This window comes from Exiguobacterium sp. UBA3491, assembly GCF_002377745.1.
Classification (GTDB): domain Bacteria; phylum Bacillota; class Bacilli; order Exiguobacteriales; family Exiguobacteriaceae; genus Exiguobacterium_A.
The window spans coordinates 7,350-9,648 of the sequence record NZ_DFQK01000025.1 but is presented as its reverse complement, the minus strand read 5'-3'; the positions used below and the strand labels follow the sequence as shown (position 1 = coordinate 9,648).

At 47.5% G+C, this 2,299-nt stretch carries 3 protein-coding genes; all 3 read left to right on the top strand.

Annotation, left to right across the window (positions count from 1 at the left end; genetic code table 11):
- A partial coding sequence (locus tag B4F99_RS09330) for a methyl-accepting chemotaxis protein (RefSeq protein ID WP_290757235.1) occupies positions 1-450 on the top strand: 450 nt, incomplete at its 5' end.
- A gap of 112 nt (positions 451-562) precedes the next feature.
- Positions 563-1,498: an NADP-dependent oxidoreductase gene (locus tag B4F99_RS09325; protein ID WP_214856188.1), complete on the top strand. Its 936-nt coding sequence runs from the start codon at positions 563-565 to the stop codon at positions 1,496-1,498.
- A 168-nt stretch (positions 1,499-1,666) separates the two neighbouring features.
- Positions 1,667-2,251 carry a DUF4352 domain-containing protein gene (locus tag B4F99_RS09320; protein ID WP_290757230.1) on the top strand — a complete coding sequence of 195 codons (585 nt, stop codon included), beginning with the start codon at positions 1,667-1,669 and terminating at the stop codon, positions 2,249-2,251.
- Positions 2,252-2,299: the final 48 nt, after the last annotated feature.

Genomic DNA, 2,299 nt, shown 5'->3' with positions numbered 1-2,299 from the left:
CGAAAAGGTTTTACGGTCGTTGCGCAAGAAATTCGTAATCTATCATCACAGACGGCAGAAGCGTCGAAGGAAATCAATTCGATCATCGAACGTGTTGAGCAGGACGTTACGCAAACCGGAAACTCGATTCATGCGAGCACAACACTGCTACGTGAACAAGAAGAACGGATGGCAGAGAGTCAATTGGCGCTACAGACGATTGAGACGGATACAACGGAAGTCGTTGGTTCGATCCAGTCGGCGCAGACTCAGTTCGCGACGATGACAAGTAGTCTTACTGCTATCACGACAGCAACCAGTCAACTCGACACGTTCATGAATGCCTTGCTCGCGCAAAGTGAGTCATTATCAGGTCTGACACGTCATCAAGTCGGACAGATCATGGAACTGCAACAGGCGATTCATGCCTTGAACGAGACGGCGTCCACCCTTCAGCAAACGAATCGTTAACGAAACAGCTCCTCATTGATCAGTGAGGAGCTGTTGTCTATCCTCAGACTGTTTGTTGGTGGAACGGACGGGGAAGAAGATAGGGAATGATTATCGAAGGAGGAGTCAACGGATGAAAGCAGCTTACATTGAACAGTATGGTGGATCGGAACAATTTAAGATCGGAGAACTGGAAAAGCCGGTCATCGGACCAGATGATGTTTTAATTGAAGTCTATGCCGCGAGCGTAAATCCGGTCGACTGGAAGTTACGAGAGGGGTACTTGCGTCAGATGCTGAGCTACGAAATGCCGCTCGTTATCGGTTGGGACGTTGCAGGAGTGATTCAGGAAGTCGGAGAAAACGTCTCGGATCTTCAAGTCGGGGACGCCGTCTTCAGTCGTCCAGAAATCGCTCGTCAAGGGACCTATGCGGAGTATGTCGCAGTTGATGCGCATTTAGTTGTGAAAAAACCAGAATCGCTCAGTTTCGCAGAAGCAGCGTCCCTTCCGCTCGTCTCGCATACAGCGTGGCAGGTCATGTTCGAAGTGATGGATGCGAAGCCAGGTGATCGGATCTTTATTGGTGCCGGATCAGGGGGCGTCGGAACGGTTGCGATCCAACTTGCGAAAGCGAACGGGTTGTACGTCATCACGTCAACAAGTACGAAAAATGTCGACTGGGTAAAATCGCTTGGAGCCGACGAAGTCATCGACTACAAACAAGAAAATCCAGCCGACCGTGTCCGGGACGTCGATTTTGTATTCGATACGATGGGCGGAGACAAGCAAGGGGAGCTCTATCAGATGCTGAAACCAAATGGCATGCTTGTTTCGATTTCCACACCACCCGATGAAGAGCAAGCGAAACAACACAATGCCCGTTCGGCCTATGTCTTCATGCAACCGACCGGTGAGCGTTTGCAACATATCGCTAAAGCCGTCGAGCGAGGCGAATTGCAGCCTGTCGTCGATCGAATCTTTGATCTCGACCAGATCAAGGAAGCACACGATTATGGCGAAGAAGGGCATGCGAAAGGAAAAATCGTCATCCGGGTCAAAGGAGAATAAGGAGAAAAGAGCGCTGAAATCAGCGTTCTTTTTTGTGTCCTGTCAATCTATTTTTCATACCTAAAACAAAAAATAACCTGGTTAAAAAAGTGTGAAGGTTAAAGGGTTGCTTCTTCCTATACTAGAGCTATCAGACGTGAGTCAGCCAAATTAAAAGGAGGAAGTAACATGAAAAAAGGATTGAAGTGGGCAGGAATCATCGTAATCGGAGCAGTTATTCTCGGAAATTTAGGGGATGATGAAGAACAAGCAGCACCGGAGAAAAAAGTAGAAGTTCAACAAGAAGCAGTTCAATCAGAAGCAAAACCAGTGAAAGCAAAGGCAGCCGCAAAGCCGGTCAAGAAAACGTACGGGATTAATGATAAGGTGAAAGTCGGTAAACTGACGTACGTCGTCAATGACGTCAAGATGGTCGATACGCTATCGAATGTCCTTGGCGAGAAGAAGACATCAGGACAATTCTTGGTCATCGGTCTGACGATTCTAAACGGAGATAAGGAAGAGCGCTTCGTCGACAGCAACATGTTTAAAGTTAACGTCGGCGATACGGAATACTCAGCCGATACGGAGCTTGATCTTTATGCGAATGAAGACGGAATGGGCTTCTTCTTAGAGACGATCAACCCGAATATCAAGAAAACTGGCAACATCGTCTTCGAATTACCGAAACAGGTGAAAAATCCGATGCTTGAAGTCTCGTCTGGCTTTGGCTGGGCAGGTGGACAATCAAAAGAGATTCAATTGACACAGTAATGAGTGACCATAGAAGAGACTCAATAAAAGAATGACGCGTCTTTTCAC